The sequence below is a fragment of the Bacillus sp. CIS52 genome (assembly GCF_053545315.1).
Window position 1 is genome coordinate 105,067 of sequence record NZ_JBIUFR010000001.1, and the last position, 13,682, is coordinate 118,748.

15 protein-coding genes are annotated in these 13,682 nt (G+C 44.6%); 4 read left to right on the plus strand and 11 right to left on the minus strand.

All coding sequences use genetic code 11. From position 1 onward, the window contains the following. Positions 1–52: 52 nt before the first annotated feature. A complete protein-coding gene (locus tag ACH32G_RS00195) occupies positions 53–1,471 on the minus strand; it encodes an alanine/glycine:cation symporter family protein (RefSeq protein ID WP_095240653.1) in 1,419 nt (472 codons plus the stop codon). 378 nt (positions 1,472–1,849) lie between these two features. On the opposite strand from ACH32G_RS00195, the gene ACH32G_RS00200 reads away from it, so the two are divergent. Both ACH32G_RS00200 and ACH32G_RS00205 read left to right on the plus strand, forming a co-directional pair. After that, on the plus strand, positions 1,850–2,203 hold the full coding sequence (locus ACH32G_RS00200; protein ID WP_016935961.1) for a hypothetical protein: 354 nt from the start codon (positions 1,850–1,852) through the stop codon (positions 2,201–2,203). Between the two features lie 24 nt (positions 2,204–2,227). Beyond that, on the plus strand, positions 2,228–2,353 hold the full coding sequence (locus ACH32G_RS00205) for a hypothetical protein (protein ID WP_013352436.1): 126 nt from the start codon (positions 2,228–2,230) through the stop codon (positions 2,351–2,353). Positions 2,354–2,423: 70 nt separating this feature from the next. On the opposite strand, the gene parC is transcribed toward ACH32G_RS00205, so the two are convergent. The 3 genes from parC to ACH32G_RS00220 all read right to left on the minus strand — a co-directional run bounded on the left by parC (position 2,424) and on the right by ACH32G_RS00220 (position 7,648). After that, positions 2,424–4,847 carry a DNA topoisomerase IV subunit A gene (gene parC, locus ACH32G_RS00210; protein WP_448813874.1) on the minus strand — a complete coding sequence of 808 codons (2,424 nt, stop codon included), beginning with the start codon at positions 4,845–4,847 and terminating at the stop codon, positions 2,424–2,426. A 2-nt stretch (positions 4,848–4,849) separates the two neighbouring features. Next, positions 4,850–6,817 (minus strand): DNA topoisomerase IV subunit B, encoded by a 1,968-nt coding sequence (gene parE, locus ACH32G_RS00215; protein WP_016935963.1) that lies wholly within the window; start codon positions 6,815–6,817, stop codon positions 4,850–4,852. A 423-nt stretch (positions 6,818–7,240) separates the two neighbouring features. Further along, positions 7,241–7,648 carry a CoA-binding protein gene (locus ACH32G_RS00220; protein WP_448813875.1) on the minus strand — a complete coding sequence of 136 codons (408 nt, stop codon included), beginning with the start codon at positions 7,646–7,648 and terminating at the stop codon, positions 7,241–7,243. 151 nt (positions 7,649–7,799) lie between these two features. Here ACH32G_RS00220 and plsY point away from each other — a divergent pair, with 151 nt between their 5' ends. Both plsY and ACH32G_RS00230 read left to right on the plus strand, forming a co-directional pair. After that, entirely contained in the window at positions 7,800–8,381 is a 582-nt protein-coding gene (gene plsY / locus ACH32G_RS00225; protein ID WP_016935965.1) for a glycerol-3-phosphate 1-O-acyltransferase PlsY, read from the plus strand. 86 nt (positions 8,382–8,467) lie between these two features. Beyond that, positions 8,468–8,755, plus strand: a complete 288-nt coding sequence (locus ACH32G_RS00230) for a HesB/YadR/YfhF family protein (RefSeq protein WP_016935966.1) — start codon at positions 8,468–8,470, stop codon at positions 8,753–8,755. 32 nt (positions 8,756–8,787) lie between these two features. Here ACH32G_RS00230 and ACH32G_RS00235 read toward each other — a convergent pair whose 3' ends face one another. The 7 genes from ACH32G_RS00235 to acnA all read right to left on the minus strand — a co-directional run bounded on the left by ACH32G_RS00235 (position 8,788) and on the right by acnA (position 13,582). Beyond that, positions 8,788–9,087 carry a hypothetical protein gene (locus ACH32G_RS00235; RefSeq protein WP_328220611.1) on the minus strand — a complete coding sequence of 100 codons (300 nt, stop codon included), beginning with the start codon at positions 9,085–9,087 and terminating at the stop codon, positions 8,788–8,790. Between the two features lie 14 nt (positions 9,088–9,101). After that, positions 9,102–9,518: a YbgC/FadM family acyl-CoA thioesterase gene (locus ACH32G_RS00240; RefSeq protein WP_016935968.1), complete on the minus strand. Its 417-nt coding sequence runs from the start codon at positions 9,516–9,518 to the stop codon at positions 9,102–9,104. Between the two features lie 85 nt (positions 9,519–9,603). After that, positions 9,604–9,846: a small acid-soluble spore protein Tlp gene (tlp, locus tag ACH32G_RS00245; RefSeq protein ID WP_032864748.1), complete on the minus strand. Its 243-nt coding sequence runs from the start codon at positions 9,844–9,846 to the stop codon at positions 9,604–9,606. Positions 9,847–9,871: 25 nt separating this feature from the next. After that, complete coding sequence (locus tag ACH32G_RS00250) at positions 9,872–10,018, minus strand: acid-soluble spore protein N (protein ID WP_013352427.1); 147 nt, start codon at positions 10,016–10,018, stop codon at positions 9,872–9,874. A 63-nt stretch (positions 10,019–10,081) separates the two neighbouring features. Further along, a complete protein-coding gene (locus ACH32G_RS00255) occupies positions 10,082–10,207 on the minus strand; it encodes an FbpB family small basic protein (RefSeq protein ID WP_012117651.1) in 126 nt (41 codons plus the stop codon). 78 nt (positions 10,208–10,285) lie between these two features. Then, positions 10,286–10,795: a TlpA family protein disulfide reductase gene (locus tag ACH32G_RS00260; protein ID WP_016935970.1), complete on the minus strand. Its 510-nt coding sequence runs from the start codon at positions 10,793–10,795 to the stop codon at positions 10,286–10,288. A 60-nt stretch (positions 10,796–10,855) separates the two neighbouring features. After that, positions 10,856–13,582, minus strand: coding sequence for an aconitate hydratase AcnA (gene acnA, locus ACH32G_RS00265; protein WP_049628547.1), 2,727 nt, complete (start codon positions 13,580–13,582; stop codon positions 10,856–10,858). Positions 13,583–13,682 lie beyond the last annotated feature (100 nt).

The following is a 13,682-nucleotide window of genomic DNA, read 5'->3' on the forward strand; positions in this document are numbered from 1 at the left end:
AAAAACCCTTCACATTAAACGTGAAGGGTTTCGTAAATGATATGCATATTCCTCAGTTGGCAGCCTTGTGTTCAGGGCTTGTACTTTCTTCTTCCGCCCATGTTTCAATATGCTTGAGTTCCGGAGTATTCTCTGCTTTAAATACGGGATCAAGTCCTTTTTTGCGCTGAGCGGCATAATCTTTATAGATTTTATAGGCTACATTACTCAGCAGCAAGATTGCCACTAAGTTAATGAGAGCTAAGAGACCCATGAACAAGTTTGCCATGTCCCAGACAATCTGGAAGTCAGCCAAACATCCGTATACCACCATCACTACGACGAATACGCGATAAATATTAAGCCATGTTTTGCTTGTTTTAATAAATTCGATATTCGTTTCACCATAGTAATAGTTGCCGACGACTGAGCTGAATGCGAATAAGAACATCGCAATTGCAATAAACGTCGGGGCCCAGCCTCCGAGATGGTGCTGCAGTGCGGCTTGTGTCACTTGGATGCCGTCGCCTTTAGGCGTAAAGCTGTACAATAAAATGATAAAGGCAGTCGATGTACAAACGATAAATGTATCAAAAAACACGCCGAGCGTCTGGATTAATCCCTGCTTAGCCGGATGCGATACGTGTGCAGCTGCGGCGGCATTCGGCGCGCTCCCCATACCCGCTTCGTTTGAAAACAGGCCGCGCTGCGCACCGATAATAATGATGCTTCCTAAGCTTCCGCCGACGATCTGCTCAAAACCAAACGCATTTTTCACAATCGTCGCAAGCAATTCAGGTACTGCGGTAATATTCACAATCACAACATACAGCGCGATCAAAATATACATACCCGCCATGACCGGAACGATTAATTGCGAAACGGATACAACACGTTTCAGCCCGCCGAATATAATGAAAGCCGTTAATACAGCTAAGATGATGGCGATAACTGTTTTATTCACATGGAAAGCTTCGTCAAACGCGACAGAAATCGTATTTGACTGCACGGCATTAAAGATAAGTCCGAAAGAAACGGTAATCAATACGGCAAATAAAATACCGAGCCACCGGGCGCCGAGACCCTTCGCCATGTAATATGCCGGACCGCCGCGGAATTCATCGCCGGAGCGCACTTTATACAGCTGCGCTAAGGTGCTTTCCACAAAGCTTGAAGCCATACCGACAATCGCTACGATCCACATCCAAAATACTGCGCCGGGACCGCCTGTTGCAATCGCCAGCGCGACACCGGTCAAGTTTCCGGTACCGACACGCGAAGCGGCCGAGATAAAGAATGCCTGCATTGAAGACACTCCTTTATTTCCTTGCGGCTTCTCCCCGACGATTCTAAACATTTCAATAAAGTATTCGAATTGAATAAAGCGAAAACGGAATGTGAAATACAATCCGATTCCTACTAAAATATAAACAAGATACTTCCAAATAAAATCATTTGGAACATTTATGATTTCACTGATGAAAGCCTCCATGTTTAACCTCCCTTTTACATATCTTTTACTGTCATTTTTGCTGCATATGTTAGATCTTTTAACACAACGGGTATTATTATATCACAACAACAGATGTTGAGAAGTTTTTTTAAGAAAATGTTTCGGTTTCTTCATCATGCTTATTGCTGGTATGCCCCGTTTCTTTATCCTGTAACCTGAAAAATGTTGTCACATCAGAAGGGTTGCGTGCATATCATAACAAATAGGCCTTTAAGAATAAAAGAGATGAAAAGACGGACGGAATGGTATATACTTAACCAACATAATAATTTTTTAAATTTAATAAATGTGTTTACTTTCAATTTAAATTAGGGTATTATAATAAAAATATTCAGACTTATGAAGGGGGGAGAACATTTGAAAAAAATCTTGTTTTTAAAAGCTTCTATTTTATTTTTAGCGATTGCAAGCTTTCATTTGCTCTCCATTCCCCATGCGTTTGATACTGCTCATCATTTTAAAGCCGTAGCCGATCAGCAGGAAATGCACGAAATGAAGGCCGGCCAAAATGCTGACGATGAGAAAAAATCGCTGACGGGCTCATTTATTTTGACGGCGCTTTTTGCCGCTTCTGTCTCATTGATCGTGATATCAGACAGAAAACGCCCCGCTTCCCGGAGAAGACAGCGAAAGAAAAGCTTTTTAATCGCTAAATTTTATCAGTCCTCGTATTTCGATGAGCTTCATGTTCAACATCGCCTATCTATGTAACATAAAATGAGGAGGTTGTTCAACATGTTGTTTATCTTACGAATGGTGATTCTAGGCTTATTTTCATTCACTGCATTAAATTTATTTGTGTGGCAGGGAATTGAAGTCGTTCACGCTATCACGGACTTATTCGGCAGCCACGAGAGCTAATAAATAGCAAAACCTCCGCTTTAGGACCAATTGAGCGGAGGTTTTTTTTCACTTTATTTTATTTTTACTCTTAAACATCAGATGCGGGGATGCGCCATACATCTGTTACCGGCCCTGTCTCATCTTCATCTGTAAAGAAGGAACCGTTGCTGTATCGGTCATTAGCCCGCAAAGATTTCACGGAGGCTTCAATTTTCTCGCCTTTTTCGGTTTCAGCAGCGATCATGTCGGCTAAAGCGCACGCGAATACTCCGACAACACGATGCGGGTTCTTTTTAAGCTCACGCAGCATGATGACACCGCGCTTAGCCCTGGATGTTCTTTCGAATTCAGAGAGATTCATCCGTTTGATGGCTCCCCGCTGTGTGACGAGGACAAGCGAATCTGTTTCATGCAGGATTTGTCCTGAAACGACGGTATCATCGTCTTTTAAATTAATGCCCTTCACACCGGCCGCACGGGCTCCGACTACATTTACTTCATCTTCACCGAACCATAAGCCGTACCCGAGGCGGGTGGCGATAAACAGCTGGCAGCAGCCGTCTGTGACATGAACATCAATCAGCTCATCGTCCCCTTTAAGGTTAAGAGCAACAAGCGCTTTTGAGTAACGCTGCGCTTTGTAATGCGTCATTTCAGTTCTTTTCACCATACCGTTTTTCGTCATAAACAATAAATATGAAGATGGATCAAATTCTTTTACCGGTATGGCTTTCACGATGGTTTCGTCACGGTCCATCGTGGTGATGTTCGTGACGTGCTGCCCCATGTCTTTCCACCTGATATCAGGGAGCTGGTGAACCGGACAATATATATAGCTTCCCTTATTGGTAAAGAGCAGGAGCACATCCGTTGTATTCATTTCAAATTGGTGAATCAGCCTGTCCGTATCCTTCATCCCGAAATCCTGGCCGTTAGAAGCGGCAAATGACCGCTGGCTTGTTCGTTTTACATAGCCGTCTTTCGTGACGGTCACATAGACGTCCTCAGAGGCAACCATAACTTCGAGATTGATTTTAATTTCTTCAATCTTCTCTTCAATGACCGACCGTCTGCTGTCGGCATAAGTCTTTTTCACTTTTTTCAGGCTGCTGGTAATGACTTTTAACAGCTTTTTATCATGACTTAAAATGGCTTCAAGCTCCTGAATTTTCTTGCTGAGCTCTTCCGCTTCCTCTTTTAATGCCGTAATATCCGTATTTGTCAGACGATACAGCTGCAAAGATACGATCGCTTCCGCCTGAGGCTCCGTAAATGCGAATTTAGAAATTAAGTTTTGTTTCGCATCTTTCTTGTCGCTGCTTGCCCGGATGACGGCAATGACCTCATCTAGCACAGACAGTGCCTTCATCAGTCCTTCAACAATATGATGCCGCTCTTTTGCTTTTTGCAATTCAAAGACGGAGCGGTTTGTCACCACTTCCTTCTGGTGGGAAATATACGCATCCAGAATGGCCGTAAGACTCATCAGCATCGGCCGGCGGTTATGTATGGCGACCATATTAAAGTTATACGTTGTCTGCAGGTCAGTGTTTTTATATAAGAAATTCAAGATGCCTTTTGCATCGGCTTCTTTCTTTAACTCAACGACAACCCGCAGTCCCGTGCGGTCCGTTTCATCCCGGACTTCAGAAATACCTTCAACTTTTTTGTCAATGCGGTATTCGTCCATTTTCTTCACGAGATTGGCTTTGTTTACTTCAAACGGGATTTCTGTAATGACGATCTGCTCCCGTCCGCCTCTTACGGCTTCCACTTCAGCCTTGCCGCGGATAATAATTTTGCCTTTACCGGTTTCATAGGCCTTCCGAATGCCGTCGACACCTTGGATGATGCCTCCTGTCGGAAAGTCAGGCCCTTTAATCACCTGCATCAAGTCATCGACGGTGCAATCGGGCGATTCAATCCGCTTAATGACAGCATCAATGACCTCACCCAGATGATGAGGGGGAATGTCGGTCGCATAGCCCGCGGAAATCCCGGTAGATCCATTGACCAGCAAGTTAGGAAACATGGCCGGTAAAACAACCGGTTCTTTACTTGTGTCATCAAAGTTCGGAACGAATTCAACCGTATTTTTATCGATGTCCCGCAAAAGCTCTGATGCGATAGAAGATAATCTCGCTTCCGTATAACGCATGGCAGCAGGCGGATCACCGTCAATGCTTCCGTTGTTGCCGTGCATCTCAATCAGCACATTCCGCACTTTCCAATCCTGGCTCATCCGCACCATCGCTTCATAAACGGAGCTGTCTCCGTGCGGATGATAATTACCGATAACGTTCCCGACCGTTTTTGCCGCTTTCCGGAAATTTTTATCGAATGTATTTCCGTCTGCGTGCATGGCGTATAAAATTCTCCGCTGCACCGGCTTTAACCCGTCACGTGCATCGGGCAGCGCCCTGTCCTGGATAATATATTTACTGTAGCGTCCGAAACGGTCGCCGATTACTTCTTCTAACGGTAAATCATGAAATAATTCTGGCTGTGCCACTATTAAACCTCCTCAGCGACCGACAAGTTTTCATTTTCTAAAATATTGCTTTCCTCGTCTAATCCGAAGGCAACATTCTTTTCAATCCATTTTCTTCTCGGTTCTACTTTGTCTCCCATTAATGTCGTTACGCGGCGCTCTACGCGGGCCGCATCGTCAATCTTGACTCTGACGAGCGTTCGCGACTCGGGATTCATCGTTGTTTCCCAGAGCTGGTCTGCGTTCATTTCTCCCAGACCTTTATAACGCTGAATGGTATAGCCTTTGCCGACTTTCTTTAAAACGCCGTCCATTTCTTCGTCGGACCAAGCATATTCAATAATCTCTTTCTTGCCGCTCCCTTTGCTGACTTTGTAAAGAGGCGGAAGCGCGATGAAGACTTTTCCGTGCTCAATTAAAGGTTTCATATAGCGGTAGAAAAACGTTAACAGCAAGACTTGAATATGTGCGCCGTCGGTATCCGCATCGGTCATGATGACGATCTTGTCATAGTTAATGTCGTCTATCTCAAAATCTGCGCCGACTCCCCCGCCGATCGCATGAATAATTGTATTGATCTCTTCATTTTTGAAAATGTCTGCAAGCTTTGCTTTCTCTGTGTTGATGACCTTTCCGCGAAGGGGCAGCACAGCTTGGAATTTCCGGTCTCTTCCCTGTTTTGCAGAACCTCCGGCAGAGTCTCCCTCCACGAGATACAATTCATTCTTCGCCGGATTTCTGGAGCCTGCCGGTGTGAGTTTTCCGCTCAGCGTCGCTTCTGATTTTTTGCGTTTTTTGCCGCTTCTCGCTTCTTCTCTCGCTTTACGGGCAGCTTCGCGGGCCTGGCTTGCTTTAATCGCTTTTTTGACGAGCAGAGTCGCTGTATCGCGGTTTTCTTCCAAGAAATAAGCAAGATTCTCAGAAATGACTGCGTCTGCGGCGGATCTCGCCTCACTTGTGCCAAGTTTCCCTTTTGTCTGGCCTTCAAATTGCAGCAGTTCCTCCGGGATACGCACGGAAATAATCGCGGACAGCCCTTCTCTGATATCGGCGCCTTCAAGGTTTTTGTCTTTCTCTTTTAAAAGCGCGACCTTTCGCGCATATTCATTAAACGCTCTTGTCATTGCCGTTTTGGCTCCTGATTCGTGGGTGCCGCCGTCCTTTGTTCTGACGTTATTAACGAATGACAGCATATTTTCTGAGTATCCGTCATTAAATTGGAAAGCAAAATCGACTTCAATGTCGTGGTGCTCGCCTTCAAAAGAAACCACTTCGCATAAAGCGTCTTTTTCTTCGTTTAAATAGGCGACAAATGCTTCAATTCCGTTCTCATAATAAAATACTTCTTTTACGTTGTTCCGCTCATCAATTAATTCTATTTTTAAGCCTTTTAATAAGAAGGCGGATTCGCGCAGGCGTTCCGACAGCGTGTCAAAATTATAAACCGTTGCGCTGAACATTGACGGATCAGGTTTAAAATGGGTAAGCGTTCCCGTTTTCTTGGTCGTACCGATTTTTTCAAGTGAAGTCACAGGCTTGCCGCCGTTTTCAAACCGTTGTTTATAAACATAGCCGTCACGCTCAATGGTAACTGTCAGCCACTCTGATAAAGCGTTTACGACAGATGCGCCGACACCATGCAGACCGCCGCTTGTTTTATAGCCGCCCTGGCCGAATTTCCCTCCCGCATGCAGCACGGTGAAAATAACTTCCGGTGTCGGCTTTCCGAGCTTATGCATTCCGGTCGGCATTCCGCGCCCCCTGTCCTGCACGGAGATGCTGTTGTCCTTATGTATCGTTACGATAATATGATCTCCGTAGCCGGCAAGGACTTCATCGACGGAATTGTCGACGATCTCATATACCAGATGGTGCAGGCCGCGTGCGTCCGTCGAACCGATATACATTCCCGGTCTTTTTCTGACGGCTTCCAGGCCTTCAAGCACCTGTATGGCATCTTCGTTGTAATCAAATTGCTGTTTTCTAGCCAAACGTACAAACCCCTTTCAAAAAACCTGCTCTTAATCATTCTCTTTTTAAATGTTTTCATGTCTTTGTTTTTCAGTATGCGCAAGCTTCGGTCCAATTCTCCTCGGACTCACAATTATAACCAATATGCTTGATTTCGCAACATCTTTAAGCGAATGGCTCGTTTTTTAGGCCGCAAGACATACATTCGAACGGCTTTTCATCTTTTTGGTGCTCTTTTCCGGAGACGGGAACTTATGTTCGCTTTCTATTATATAGATTTATGCCGTCCATCGCAAACAGACTGCAGCCCCCTTTAATGCAGGGGTTTCTAAAAAAGCTGTTCATGCTTTATTGTATCTGTTTCAACATCATACGCAAAGAGTATTCTTTCAATAAAAAAACAAAAACCCCTGATTTGCCAAGGATTTTTGCCTTTTTTGTTCCTATTTTATAACAGCGCGGGCGACTTTTATACATAAATCCATAATAGCCGTCCGCCCTTTCTCTGTAATCATGCGGTACGCTTCTTCATTTGCCAGGCCCTGCTGCGTCCAAAAAACGGGAGCATCCGTCTGTAAAAACTCTTCAGCGACGCCGGGAAGCTGCTCAGATCGTCTGAACACATTGACGATATCAATCGGTCCCTCAACGTCTTTTAATGAAGCGACGGCTTTAACGCCAAGCGCTTCATCAATCGTCGGATTGACAGGAATAATCTCGTACCCTTCATCCTGCATCGCTTTGGAAACCATGTAAGAAGTCCGGTCGGGACGATCTGACAGCCCGACGACGGCGATACGTTTGCTTCGGTCAAGAATTTCTTTAATCTCTGACTTTGAAGGATTTTGCATCTTTACCATCTCCTTTTGTATTATTGTACACGACAGCTTCACCGGATTCAAAAAAAGCGGTTTGTCAGCTTAATTCTCAAAAAACTTGTCATCAGACAATAACAACTCGTGTTAAAATAAAGTGAAGGGACATTAAAAAGGAGAAATGTAGATGTTGATTGCTTTATTGATTATTTTGGCCTATGTAATAGGCAGCATCCCGTCAGGTTTAGTCGTAGGCAAACTTGCGAAAGGGATTGATATTAGAGAACATGGAAGCGGTAATTTGGGCGCCACAAATGCTTTTCGCACGCTTGGCGTTAAAGCGGGATCTGTCGTCGTTGCAGCCGATATTTTAAAAGGCACCTTGGCCGCGGCGCTGCCGTATTTATTGCACGTTCCCATTCACCCTCTTCTCGCAGGAGTGGCGGCAGTGATCGGTCATGTATTCCCCGTATTCGCAAAATTCAAGGGCGGAAAAGCCGTAGCCACTTCAGGAGGCGTCCTGCTGTTTTATGCTCCGCTGTTATTCGTAACGATGGTTGCAGTGTTTTTCGTATTTTTATTCCTTACGAAATTTGTTTCTCTGTCTTCAATGTTAACAGGGATTTATACGATTATTTACTGTCTGTTTGTAAAAGACCCTTATTTATTAATCGTAGTGACGCTCTTGACCGCGTTTGTTATCTACAGACACAGGGCAAACATCAAACGGATTATGAACAAAACAGAACCGAAAATCAAATGGTTTTGATGAAACTTCAATTTTGACATCAAAATGCCATATGCGTTTATAATAGAGATAATTTCTTTATGAGAAACAAAAAGGGAGTGTACCGGATGAACATGAAAGTAACGAAAGGCGCGCTGGATTGGTACAAAGAAGAGCTTGAACTGGAAACAGGCGATCAGGTCCGTTTCTTTGTCCGTTACGGAGGATGCAGCAGCGTCCAGAAAGGCTTTTCTCTCGGTGTTTCAAAAGACCAGCCGATGAACGTCGGAATCAGCACGGAAGTTGAAGGCATTACCTTTTTTATTGAAGAAAGCGACTTATGGTACTTTGATAATCACGATCTGTCCGTCACATATTCAGATCAGTCAGAAGAGCCGGTATTTGATTACGTGTAAGAAAAAAGAACGCATCCGCTGCGTTCTTTTTTTTACAGTTTGAACCTTCTGATATGATCAGTCAGATGTTCTTTTTCTAATATGCGTTTCTGCGTTTCACCGAGCAGGTCAAAGTGGGGAAATGCATTTTTATGATGAATCCACTCAGGCTTCAGCCCGTATTCCGATCCCCATCGGATCAGCTTATTGAGATCGCTTGACCCGGCCTTCGTCACGGTCTTAGCCTCCGGAAAGCGGTCGTCCAGCCAATAATGCGTTAAAAAAGCGATTTTTCCTTCCGATACATCCCGCTTCCATCTTTCCAGTTCTCTGCGTGTAATTCCAAATGCCATAACTGAGCCGCTCCTTATTTTTTTGCCTTTTCGTAAGCGGCGTGCCAATCAGGAAAGGCCTTGCGGAACTGAATCGGTTTGAAGCTCTGTTTATCGACGCATATGTGAGAGGATGACGCTTCGATCGCAAGTTCTTGATCCGGATTATAGATGCGGTAGCCGTAAATGATTTTAAATCCGTTATATTCTTCAATCCACGTATGTACTTCTGCTGTTTCTCCGTAGCGGAGCGGCTTTTTATAAGAAATGCTGATATCCACTACAGGTGACAGCACCCCTCTTTCTTCCATGTCCTTGTACAGAAATCCGAGGTCCTTAATGAGCGCCGTTCTCCCGACCTCCATCCAGACTAAGTAATTGGCATGATAGACGATGCCCATTTGATCTGTTTCCGCATAACGCACTTCTATTTCTTTTTTTGACACATGCAACGTTCTCTGCTCCCTTATTATCAGATTAGCCCTATTTTATCACAACGAGGCGGAAAGAGAAAAAACCAGGTTTCCCTGGTTTTTATTACGATTGATAGCCGTTTTCTCTCGCAGCCGATTCATCCTGAATTTCACTTCGGAATGATTCAATGCTTTCATTGCGTCTGGCATTCTTCTCCTGAATGCGCTGTTTTTCCTCTTCTGTCGCAAACTCCATTGATTCTTTCGCTTCTTCTATATTTTCGATTGTATTCTGTACCATATCCTGAAGCTTTTCAACGTTATCAGAACGGTCGTCCGGGTTCGGTCTTTGGTTATGATTTGTCATCATGTCAGCTCTCCTTTTAATGATATTATTCGCCTTTCGTCTGCATGACAATCGGATGTCCGTTTGACTTGTCATGAAACTTTTCCCCTTTGTTTCGTTTATATTTAACGGGTTTTGTCCCTAAGTGGCTCGGAGCGTACTGCGGCTGGCCGTCTTTCTTGTTTGTGCCCATGTTCATCCCTCCTTAAGAGTATATTTCGCAAAAGGAGGCGCAAACATGACTGCAAATTAAAGGTTATTTTTGTTTGAACCGCTGCTCCAGCTTTTCTTCAAGCTGATTCAAATATTCCGTATTGGTCATCAGCTCACGTTTATTCTCCATAACCAATTCATGAAAAGAACGTTTTCTCATTTTTTTCAATCTTCTCACCTCCGTGTTTTCATTCATTTTTTCCAATTTTTTAAAAGATAAGCCTTTCGCATAAAAAAAACTGAACCTCTACTTGAGATCCAGTTTTTCTTTCATTTCTTTTTTTGTCATCGTGCCTACTCGGATGTGCTGAATGGTTCCTTTTTCGTCTAATATGTATGTTGTCGGATAAGAAAGCACGTTGAAATCTCCGTTAATCCCGCTTTTGTCAATCAGAATTGGAAAGGTCAGCTGATAAGTATCAGCGAATGATTTCACAGCCTGTATATTTTTTTCAGAGGACGTAAAATTAACGGCTACTACCGCAATATCAGGATTTTCTTTCTGCAGCTCCTGCATATCGGGCATTTCCATCCGGCATGGCTTGCACCACGTCGCCCAGAAATTAAGGAGCACTTTTTTACCTTTATAATCAGAAAGGGAGCTGCTTTTTCCTGACAGTGTGTCGAGTGTAAAGTCAGGAGCCTTCATCCCTTCTTCTGTCCCTTCTTTCGGACTTGTTTGTGCAGAATAAATGTTCCAGCCCGCATACACTAACAACCCGATAAGTAACAATACGCCCAGCCATTTTGCAAGCATCTTAAGGCCTCCCGTATAAAAAGAGAGAAAGCAGTCCGCTTTCTCTCTTTTGTCATTCTGCTACTGTTTCATTTTATCGCGAAGCACCATTTGTAAAATGCCGCCGTGGCGATAGTAATCAATTTCCACTTCACTGTCGAAACGGACAACGACTTCAAATGTTTTTACCGTACCGTCTTCACTGATAGCTCTGACAGTCAGCAAGTCGCGTGGACGTACAGTTTCATCAACATCCACCTCGATAACTTCCTTACCGGTTAAACCGAGTGTATCCGCGTTTTCACCCTGTTTGAACTGGAGCGGCAGCACACCCATGAAGACGAGGTTGCTTCTGTGAATTCTTTCAAAACTTTCCGCAATGACTGTTCTGATGCCTAGCAGGTTTGTTCCTTTTGCAGCCCAGTCACGTGAAGAGCCCATTCCGTAATCTTTGCCGGCCAGGACGACAAGACCCGTTTTATCTTCTTTATACCGCATGCATGCGTCATAAATAGATGTCACGTCACCGGTAGGCCAGTGTGTAGTGTATCCGCCTTCTGTACCAGGCGCGATTTGGTTTTTAATGCGGATATTGGCGAATGTTCCTCTCATCATGACTTCATGGTTTCCGCGGCGTGAGCCGTAAGAGTTAAAGTCCCGAGGAGAAACGCCTTTTTCCTGCAGGTATTTGCCCGCCGGCGTGTCTTTTCCGATCGCTCCGGCCGGAGAAATATGGTCAGTCGTCACGGAATCTCCGAATTTGCCGACAACGCGAAGCCCTCTTAATGGCTCAACTTTTCCCGGTTCTACAGACATTTCTTCAAAGAACGGCGGGTTTTGGATGTAAGTAGAATCCTTATCCCACTTGTAAAGTGCTTCATCCGTCGTTTCGATTTCATTCCAGCGCTGGTTGTCGTCAAATACCGTTTCATATTCTTTACGGAATAATTCCGGCGTCACAGTCTGTTTGACGAGGGAATTGATTTCATCCATTGACGGCCAGATGTCATCGAAGTAAACGTTTTGCCCGTCTTTTCCGACACCGATCGGGTCAGATTTCAAGTTAATATTCACAGTGCCTGCCAATGCGTACGCGACGACAAGCGGCGGTGAAGCAAGGTAGTTTCCTTTGACAAGCGGATGGATCCGGCCTTCAAAGTTTCTGTTGCCTGACAGGACAGAAGTGATCAGAAGATCATTTTTAGCAACCGCTTCTTCAATCTCTGGAGAAAGCGGTCCGGAGTTTCCGATACATGTCGTACAGCCGTAACCGACAAGATTAAAGCCGAGCTCCTTCATATAAGGAAGAAGGCCTGAGTTGACTAAGTATCCAGTAACAACCTTAGATCCCGGTGCAAGTGATGTTTTCACATAATTCGGCACTTTCAATCCCAATTCTACCGCTTTTTTCGCTACCAATCCGGCACCGATTAATACAAAAGGATTAGATGTGTTTGTGCAGCTTGTAATGGCGGCAATTGCAATTGCCCCTGTTTTCATGACCGCATCTTCGCCGCTGTTAAGTTTAAATGAGATTTCTTTGTTCTCTTCAGCAGCATCCATTCCGAATCCTTGGTTGCCGGCCGGGCTGACGAGATGTTTTTTAAACGTTTCCTGCATGACAGAAAGCGGGATTAAATCCTGCGGACGTTTCGGGCCTGATAGGTTCGCTTCAATTTTTGACAGATCAATTTCGACAACGTCTGTAAAAATCGGCTCTTCTGCGTCAGGCGTATAGAATAAACCGTTGTTGCGGCAGTATGCTTCCACGACATCGATCTGCTCTTCTTCACGGCCGGTCAGACGCATGTAAGAAAGTGCTTCCTCGTCAACCGGGAAGAATCCGCAAGTCGCTCCGTATTCCGGCGCCATATTGGCAATAGTCGCCCGATCCGCAAGCGGAAGCTCAGCAACACCAGGGCCGAAGAATTCAACAAATTTATTGACTACGCCTTTTTCGCGCAGCACTTGAGTGACTTTCAGCGCTAAGTCAGTTGCCGTCGTTCCGTTAGGCAATTTTCCGACAAGTTTCGCGCCGATGACCTCAGGAACAGGGAAATATGAAGGCTGGCCGAGCATTCCCGCTTCCGCCTCAATACCGCCGACACCCCAGCCGAGAACGCCGATTCCGTTAATCATCGTGGTATGAGAATCTGTTCCCACCAAAGTATCAGGATATGTCACAAGCTCTCCGTCTTCATCTTTCGTATGAACGACACTTGCCAAAAACTCAAGGTTTACCTGGTGGACGATACCTGTTGCAGGCGGAACGGCCTGATAGTTGTTAAACGCTTTCTTTGCCCAGCTTAAAAATTTATAACGTTCTGCATTTCTTTTGAATTCTAAGTCCATATTAATGGCTAACGCGTCTTCCGTACCTGCTTTGTCGACTTGTACGGAGTGGTCAATGACCAGGTCAACCGGAATTTCAGGATTGATTTTATCAGGGTCTCCGCCGACAGAAGCCATGGCTTTTCTTAAAGATGCCAGGTCAACTACGGCCGGAACGCCGGTAAAGTCCTGAAGGATAACCCGTGACGGTTTAAACGGCACATCGATATCTTTTAATTCAGCAGTACCCCATCTTGCTAAATTTTCAACATGTTCTTTCGTAATGACGCGTCCGTCTACCTGACGCAAAACGGATTCCAAAAGAACCTTAATAGAATAAGGAAGTTTTGAAACATTGCCGACCCCTGCGTCTTCCAATGCTTTTAATGAATAGTAGTGGTATGTTTTCCCGTTTGAAGAAAATGTTTTTCTTGCTTGGAAAACGTCTTGTGTTGCGACTTTTTGCTGATTTGTCATTCTCCAAAATCCCCCTTCAAAGATCAAGATCGTTCTTTAGATGAATGTTCACATTCCATCACAATTTTCTCACAATTTCATCTTAGTATAAAATCATACA

What these genes read in the sequence shown, in the direction of transcription:
- ACH32G_RS00260 (WP_016935970.1), bottom strand. Translation starts at nt 10,795, where the DNA reads ATGCTTGCAAAATGGCTGGGCGTATTGTTACTTATCGGGTTGTTAGTG.
- ACH32G_RS00250 (WP_013352427.1), bottom strand. Translation starts at nt 10,018, where the DNA reads ATGGGCACAAACAAGAAAGACGGCCAGCCGCAGTACGCTCCGAGCCAC.
- tlp (WP_032864748.1), bottom strand. Translation starts at nt 9,846, where the DNA reads ATGACAAATCATAACCAAAGACCGAACCCGGACGACCGTTCTGATAAC.
- ACH32G_RS00220 (WP_448813875.1), bottom strand. Translation starts at nt 7,648, where the DNA reads ATGCAAAATCCTTCAAAGTCAGAGATTAAAGAAATTCTTGACCGAAGC.
- ACH32G_RS00205 (WP_013352436.1), top strand. Translation starts at nt 2,228, where the DNA reads ATGTTGTTTATCTTACGAATGGTGATTCTAGGCTTATTTTCATTCACT.
- ACH32G_RS00235 (WP_328220611.1), bottom strand. Translation starts at nt 9,087, where the DNA reads ATGGCATTTGGAATTACACGCAGAGAACTGGAAAGATGGAAGCGGGAT.
- plsY (WP_016935965.1), top strand. Translation starts at nt 7,800, where the DNA reads ATGTTGATTGCTTTATTGATTATTTTGGCCTATGTAATAGGCAGCATC.
- ACH32G_RS00230 (WP_016935966.1), top strand. Translation starts at nt 8,468, where the DNA reads ATGAACATGAAAGTAACGAAAGGCGCGCTGGATTGGTACAAAGAAGAG.
- acnA (WP_049628547.1), bottom strand. Translation starts at nt 13,582, where the DNA reads ATGACAAATCAGCAAAAAGTCGCAACACAAGACGTTTTCCAAGCAAGA.
- ACH32G_RS00195 (WP_095240653.1), bottom strand. Translation starts at nt 1,471, where the DNA reads ATGGAGGCTTTCATCAGTGAAATCATAAATGTTCCAAATGATTTTATT.